This window comes from Mycobacterium sp. (assembly GCF_035506235.1).
Lineage (GTDB): Bacteria > Actinomycetota > Actinomycetes > Mycobacteriales > Mycobacteriaceae > Mycobacterium.
Map to the genome: position 1 here is coordinate 1 of NZ_DATJPU010000232.1, position 6,707 is coordinate 6,707.

7 protein-coding genes are annotated in these 6,707 nt (G+C 71.0%); 2 read left to right on the plus strand and 5 right to left on the minus strand.

What is annotated here, in order from left to right:
* Together VMD50_RS21105 and hisD are read right to left on the minus strand one after the other, a co-directional pair.
* A partial coding sequence (locus tag VMD50_RS21105) for a histidinol-phosphate transaminase (protein WP_325430362.1) occupies nt 1-837 on the minus strand: 837 nt, incomplete at its 3' end.
* The gene (gene hisD / locus VMD50_RS21110; RefSeq protein WP_325430364.1) at nt 834-2,180 is read right to left on the minus strand and encodes a histidinol dehydrogenase; all 1,347 of its coding nucleotides are present in this window, start codon (nt 2,178-2,180) and stop codon (nt 834-836) included. The genes hisD and VMD50_RS21105, both read right to left, overlap by 4 nt.
* A gap of 138 nt (nt 2,181-2,318) precedes the next feature.
* Between hisD and VMD50_RS21115 the strand changes: the two genes are divergently transcribed.
* A complete protein-coding gene (locus VMD50_RS21115; RefSeq protein WP_325430366.1) occupies nt 2,319-2,738 on the plus strand; it encodes a nitroreductase family deazaflavin-dependent oxidoreductase in 420 nt (139 codons plus the stop codon).
* Nucleotides 2,739-2,836: 98 nt separating this feature from the next.
* Here the strand turns inward: VMD50_RS21115 and VMD50_RS21120 are convergent, their stop codons facing one another.
* A complete protein-coding gene (locus VMD50_RS21120; protein ID WP_325430368.1) occupies nt 2,837-3,865 on the minus strand; it encodes a zinc-dependent alcohol dehydrogenase in 1,029 nt (342 codons plus the stop codon).
* Nucleotides 3,866-3,906: 41 nt separating this feature from the next.
* Here VMD50_RS21120 and VMD50_RS21125 point away from each other — a divergent pair, with 41 nt between their 5' ends.
* Nucleotides 3,907-4,473, plus strand: coding sequence for a TetR/AcrR family transcriptional regulator (locus VMD50_RS21125; protein WP_325430370.1), 567 nt, complete (start codon nt 3,907-3,909; stop codon nt 4,471-4,473).
* An 87-nt stretch (nt 4,474-4,560) separates the two neighbouring features.
* Here VMD50_RS21125 and nadC read toward each other — a convergent pair whose 3' ends face one another.
* Both nadC and nadB read right to left on the minus strand, forming a co-directional pair.
* A complete protein-coding gene (gene nadC, locus VMD50_RS21130) occupies nt 4,561-5,415 on the minus strand; it encodes a carboxylating nicotinate-nucleotide diphosphorylase (RefSeq protein ID WP_325430372.1) in 855 nt (284 codons plus the stop codon).
* A gap of 2 nt (nt 5,416-5,417) precedes the next feature.
* Nucleotides 5,418-6,707, minus strand: a 1,290-nt coding sequence (gene nadB / locus VMD50_RS21135) for an L-aspartate oxidase (protein ID WP_325430374.1), incomplete at its 5' end; no start/stop codon positions are given.

The window sequence follows — 6,707 nt, forward strand, 5'->3', positions numbered from 1 at the left end:
GTCGTCGGCGTGCCGCAGCGCGGCCCGGGCCGCGGCCTGGGTGACCGACGATAGGTGATAGGGCAGCCGCACCAGCAGCATCGCGTCGATCATTGCCGGCGTGGCGATCAGGTAGCCGAGCCGCCCGCCGGCGAACGCGAATGCCTTGCTCATGGTGCGGGTGACGACGAGCTTGGTGGGATACTCCTCGACCAGCGCCACCGCGCTGGGCTGCGAGGAGAATTCGCCATAGGCCTCGTCGACGATCAGGATGCCCGGCACCACGTCGAGCAGCCGCCGCAGGTCCGGCAGCGAAACGCTTTGTCCCGACGGGTTGTTGGGGCTGGCGATGAACACGACGTCGGGCTTGCGTTCGGTGACGGCGGCAACCGCGGCATCGACGTCGAGGCTGAAGTCGTCGGCGCGCGCGGCTTCGAGCCATTCGGTGCGGGTGCCGTCGGCGATGATCGGGTGCATCGAGTAGGACGGGACGAACCCGATCGCGGTGCGTCCCGGCCCGCCGAACGCCTGCAGCAGCTGCTGCAGTATTTCGTTGGAACCGTTTGCGGCCCAGACGTTTTCGGTGGCCAGCGGGACGCCGGTTTGTGCGGTGAGGTAGGCGGCCAGGTCGCGGCGCAGGGCCACGGCGTCGCGGTCGGGATAACGGTGCAACTCGGCGGCGGCCCCGCCCACCGAGCGCACGACGTCGTCGACCAGCGCCTGGGTCGGCGGGTGCGGGTTCTCGTTGGTGTTCAGCCGCACGGGCACCGCCAATTGCGGTGCGCCGTAAGGGGTTTTGCCGCGCAGGTCATCGCGCAGCGGGAGGTCGTCAAGCGCCGGTTTCTTGGGTCCGGTCATCGCTCGAACCTCCGCCGTACCGCCTCGCCGTGCGCCGGCAGGTCTTCGGCCTTGGCCAGCGTGACCACGTGTCCGGAGACGTCCTTGAGGGCCGCCTCGGTGTAGTCGACGACGTGGATGCCGCGCAGGAAGGTCTGCACCGACAGGCCGCTGGAATGCCGCGCGGAGCCGCCGGTCGGCAGCACGTGATTGGATCCGGCGCAGTAGTCGCCGAGGCTCACCGGCGCGTAGGGGCCCACGAAAATCGCACCGGCCGAACGGATCCGGCCGGCGACCTGCGGGGCGTCGACGGTCTGGATCTCCAAGTGTTCGGCGGCGTAGGCGTTGACGACGGTGACGCCGGCGTCCAGGTCGTCGACCAGGATGATCGCCGACTGGGGTCCACCGAGCGCGGCCGTCACCCGGTCGCGGTGCACCGTCGTTCGCAGCTGGGCGGCCAGTTCCGTGTCGGTGGCCGCGGCCAGCTGCTCGCTCGGGGTCACCAGCACGCTGCCCGCCATCTCGTCGTGCTCGGCCTGGCTGATCAGGTCGGCGGCCACGTGCGCGGGGTCGGCGGTGTGGTCGGCCAGGATCGCGATCTCCGTCGGCCCGGCCTCGGCGTCGATGCCCACCCGCGAGCGGCACAGCCGCTTGGCGGCGGTGACGTAGATGTTGCCGGGCCCGGTGATCATGTCGACGGGCTCAAGTTCCGAACCGTCGGTGTCGGTGCCGCCATAGGCCAGCAGGGCGACGGCCTGGGCGCCGCCGACCGCCCACACCTCGTCGACGCCCAGCAGCCGGGCCGCGGCCAGGATCGTCGGGTGCGGCAGCCCGTCAAAGCGGGCCTGCGGCGGGCTGGCCACCACCAGCGAGCCGACGCCGGCGGCCTGCGCCGGCACCACGTTCATCACCACGCTCGACGGGTACACCGCGTTGCCGCCGGGCACGTACAGGCCGACGCGCTCGACCGGAACCCAGCGTTCGGTGACCGTCGCACCGGGACCCAGGGTGGTGGTGACGTCGGCGCGCCGCTGGTCGGCGTGCACGGCGCGGGCGCGTTCGATCATCACCTGCAGCGCCTCTGACACGTCGGCGTCGAGCTCGGCCAGCGCCGTTTCGAGCGCCGCGGCCGGCACCCGCACGGCCCGGGGCCGCACGCCGTCGAACGACGCCCCGTACTCCAGCGCCGCCTCGGCCCCGCGCTCGGCGACGGCCTGCACGATCGGGCGCACCGTGGGCAACACGCTGTCCACGTCGGCGCCGCCGCGCGGCAGCGCTGCCCGCAGCCGGGCGCCCGTCAGCTCCGCGCCGCGCAGGTCGATGCGGGCGATCGGCGACGCTTGGGTGGGGGTCACGTTCTCCATTGTCCCCGATGGGAGCAACCGCATTAGCTCTCGGGGGTTCCGCCGCCACCAGTCAGCACGATTCGACGAACGTTGCCCGCCACCGAAGTCGCGCTCCCGGAACGGCTCCAGCCGCTAGCGGACCGGTACAGTGCCGTCATGTCCAAAAAGGATCACCCAAACAACGCCCCGGGCGTCCCGATGGTCTTTCCGGTCTGGTTTGAGAACCTTCAGGTCAAGTACCTCAACAATGCCCTCAAGCCGATCGCGCGCTTTCTGCCCGGAACCGGGACCATCGAGCATCGCGGTCGCAAGTCCGGCAAGCCGTACAAGACCATCGTGACGGCCTACCGCAAGGGAAATGTGCTGGCGATCGCTTTGGCCCACGGCAAGACGGACTGGGTGAAGAACGTGCTGGCCGCGGGCCAAGCGGACCTGCGCTTCGCCCGTCAGCAGGTGCACATCACCAACCCGCGGATCCTGCCCGCCGGCTACGACGGACCCGACGCCCAAAACCTGCCGCGCATGGCGCGCATGCAGCTGAGCCGGATGGGGGTTTTCGTCGGCGATATCGCCTGATTACCTGGGACCGCCGTCGTTGACTGTGCGCTGAGGGCTTTCAGTGTGCGCTGACGGCGGAATTTCGCGCCCAGGACGCACACCCAAACCTCGAGGGCCTACGCCCGGGTGAAGACGGTCTTACCGGTCATCGTCGGCCACGCCGAGGGGGCATCCTCCCAGGCGACGACGCGGTCGACGGCCGGCGACAGGTCCAGGCCGTCGGCCAGCAATTCCAGCACCCTCGGGATGACCGTGCGCGCGCTGACGCGTCCGGTGACGAACCGCACACCGCGGGTGTACATCGGCAGCAACGGCATCTCGACCTTGTATTCGGGGTAAATCCCGGTGTCGGTGCAGACGCCGTCCGCCCAGGTCGCTCGCAGTGTGGCCGAAAGCGTCGCCGCGTCGCCGGTCGTGTGGACGGTGACCGGGTAGGGGTCCCACGACTTGTCGGGTTTGGCGACGTCGTGGACCACCGCGCCGAGCTTCTCGGCGGCGGCCAGCCGCTGCGGGTCGGTGTCGACGTAGTCGACGTGGGCGCCCAGCGCCACGCCGAAGGCGGCCGAGTACAACCCGATCGACAGCCGCCCGACCACCAGCACGCGGCGGTCGGCCGGATCGAGCGCGTTCAGCTCGTCGGTGAACGGCCCGACGGTCCGCCACCCGTCAGGAATGTTGTCGGACAGGGAGGCGATCGAGATCGGTTCGACGGCGTCGGGAACGGGGATCAGCATCGCGTCCGCATACGGCACCAGCACCAGATCCGACATGAAGCCACCGCCGTCCAGCCCGGCAATCGGCGCCATTCCGTACATCGCCATCAGGGGCCCCGAGCTGCATGAACCGGTCACCCCGCGGCGGCATTCGTGGCAGGTGCCGCAGCTGATCTGAAATGGCACGACGACTCGTTCGCCGGTGCGGACACTTTTGACGTCATCGCCGACCGCGACGACCTCGGCCAATCCTTCGTGGCCCACCGCGTACCCCGGCGGAAGGGGCAGCCGCCCGTGGCACACCGCGACGTCGAGGTCGCAACAGGCCACCTCCAGCGGCCGCACCAGCGCCTGCTCGGGCGCGGTGATCTGCGGCTCGGGCGTTTCGCGCCACGCGTATCGCCCGGTCTCTTCGAAAGTCAACTGCCTCATCTCAGCATTCTTGAGTGATCTTTCAAGTATTGTCAATACCGATGCCCAGACCAGATCGCAGCCGCGCGGCGCTGATCGACAAGGCCGCCACCCTGTTCCGCCGGCAGGGCTACGCGGCGACAGGCCTCAACCAGATCCTCGCGGAGGCCGGGGTCAAGCCCGGTTCGCTGTATCACCACTTCCCGCGGGGCAAGCAACAGCTGGCCGCCGCGGTCGTCGTCGCCGAGGGGACCGGCATCGAGCAACTGCTGCGCCGGTTCCTGGCGACGGGCCGGCCGGTGGCCGACATCGTCGACCGCTGGGTCGACCTGCTGATCGCGGGGTTGGCCGGCGATCAGCGCGACGGCTGCCCGATCGAGCCGATCGCCACCGAGGCGGTGAACGCGAGCCCGCTGGTACGCGAGGCGTCGGCGCGCGCCTTCAACGGTTGGTCTGCGGCGATCGAAGAGCGGCTCCGCTCCGACGGCTGGTCCACCACGGAGGCGCAACGCGTTGCAGTCGCGGTGATCGCGCTGATCGAGGGCGCGCTGATTTTGTCCCGGATCTCCGGTGATGCGGGCGCACTCGACGCCGCCAAGCCCGCGGCGCGGACCCTGCTGCGCGGCTGACGCCACCTAGCCGCGAGAGTGCAACTAGCGACACGTTTTCCGAGTAGGCCGTCGGTAGTTGCACTTTCGCGACTGAAATGAACGGCCCTACATGTCCAGGCCGATGTCGAGCGCGCGCACCGAATGCGTCAGCGCCCCGACGGCCAGGTAATCGACACCGGTGGCGGCGTAGGTCGCCGCGTTGTCCAGGCTGAGGCCGCCGGACGACTCGAGCAGCACGGCAGGCGCCCGCGCGTCGCGGCGCTGCACGGCGGTCTGCGTCTGCCACACGGGAAAGTTGTCCAGCAGGATCAGCTCGGGCTTTTCGGCCAGCACCCCGTCCAGCTGCTCGAGCGAGTCCACCTCCACCTCGCACGGCAGGTCGGGGGCGGCTTCGCGCACCGCCCGCAGCGCCTCGACCACCGAGCCCGCGGCCGCGACGTGGTTGTCCTTGATCAGCGCCGCGTCGCCGAGACCCAGGCGGTGGTTGACGCCCCCGCCGACGCGCACCGCGTATTTTTGCAAGACCCGCAGGCCCGGCAGGGTTTTGCGGGTATCGCGGACCTTGGCCTTGGTGCCGTGCACCGCGTCTACCCAAGCCGCCGTCGCGGTGGCGATCCCCGACAGGTGGCAGATCAGGTTCAGCGCGGTCCGCTCGGCGGTCAACAGGCCCCGGGTCTCCGCCTGCACGGTCAGCAGCGACTCACCCGGGCGCAGCCGAGCGCCGTCCTCGACGCGATCGAGCACCTGGTAACCGCCGGCGCCGAGCACCTCGTCAAGGACCAGCAACGCGACGTCCAGCCCGGCGATCACCCCCGGCTCACGGGGCACCATCGACGCCGTGGCCACCGCGCCGGCGGGCACCGTGGCCAGCGTGGTGATGTCGGGCCCGTAGCGCAGATCCTCGCGCAGGCCGCGCCGAATGGCGTCCCGAGCGGCGTCGAGTTCGCAGTCCGACAGCATCGTCAGCCCACCGCCGCCAGCGCCTCCACCAGCACGGAGTTGTGGTCGGCGGCCAGCCGGAGCACGCTGCTGCGGCCCTGTTCCGGCGCGGCATCCGCGTATTCGGCGCGGTGGTGGCAGCCGCGACTTTCGGTGCGCGCCAAGGCTCCCGCGGTCACCGCGCGGGCGGTCAGCGTCAACGCGATGTCCTCGAAATCGTGGCGGCCGGCCAACTTTCGGACCGGTGCCCCGGACAGCTTGTCGGACAAGCGGTTCAGCCCGGCGGCATCGCGCACCACCGAGGCGTGCCGGCTCATCGCCCGGTGCAGGTCGTCGCGCTCCAAGGCGGTCTGGGCGACGGGCTCGGGCGCGGTGACGGCGAGACGCCCGGCCGCCGCCGCGTGCGCGGCCGCGGCCCGTCCGGCCCGACCGCCGACCACCAAACCCTCCAGCAGGCTGTTGGAAGCCAACCGGTTGGCGCCGTGCATCCCGGTGCGGGCCACCTCGCCGGCGGCGTACAGCCCGGGCAACTCGGTCTGGCCCCACACGTCGGTGACGATGCCGCCGCAGCTGTAGTGCGCCCCGGGAACCACCGGGATGGGCTGGCGGACGGGGTCGATGCCGGCGGACCGGCACGCGGCCGTGACGGTGGGGAACCGCGCCTCGAAGCCCACGATGCCGCGCGCGTCCAGGAACACGCACGGGTCGCCGGTCTCCCTCAGGCGCGCGTCGATGGCCGCGGCGACGACGTCGCGCGGGGCCAGGTCGCCCATCGGGTGAACGCCGGCCGTGACCGAATTGCCTTGCCGGTCAAGCAGTATCGCACCCTCGCCGCGGATGGCCTCGGTGACGAGCGGACGCCGCCCGCCGGCTCGACCGCCGAACAGCATCGTCGGGTGGAACTGGATGAACTCCAGGTCGCTGACCGTCACGCCGGCCCACAGCGCCAACGCGATGCCGTCGCCGGTGGAGCCGTCGGGATTGGTGGTCGCGCCGTAGAGGTGCCCGAGCCCGCCGGAGGCCAGGATCACCGACGGCGCGCTGACGATCCCGTACCCGTCCGGGTTGCCGACCCACACCCCGGTCACCGCGGTGCCGTCGTGCAGCACTTGCAGGGCCACGTGGCCGGTGCGGATGTCCAGCATGGCCGCGGCGTGGTCGAGGGCGCGCTGCACCTCGGCGCCGGTGGCGTCGCCCCCGGCGTGCACGATGCGGCGCCGAGAGTGGCCGCCCTCGCGCGTCACGTCCCAGCGGCCGGGCACGGCTTCGTCGAATCGCGCTCCGTCGCCGACCAATTGGGACACCGCGCGGTA

What these genes read in the sequence shown, in the direction of transcription:
- hisD (WP_325430364.1), bottom strand. Translation starts at nt 2,180, where the DNA reads ATGGAGAACGTGACCCCCACCCAAGCGTCGCCGATCGCCCGCATCGAC.
- VMD50_RS21115 (WP_325430366.1), top strand. Translation starts at nt 2,319, where the DNA reads ATGTCCAAAAAGGATCACCCAAACAACGCCCCGGGCGTCCCGATGGTC.
- VMD50_RS21120 (WP_325430368.1), bottom strand. Translation starts at nt 3,865, where the DNA reads ATGAGGCAGTTGACTTTCGAAGAGACCGGGCGATACGCGTGGCGCGAA.
- nadC (WP_325430372.1), bottom strand. Translation starts at nt 5,415, where the DNA reads ATGCTGTCGGACTGCGAACTCGACGCCGCTCGGGACGCCATTCGGCGC.
- VMD50_RS21125 (WP_325430370.1), top strand. Translation starts at nt 3,907, where the DNA reads ATGCCCAGACCAGATCGCAGCCGCGCGGCGCTGATCGACAAGGCCGCC.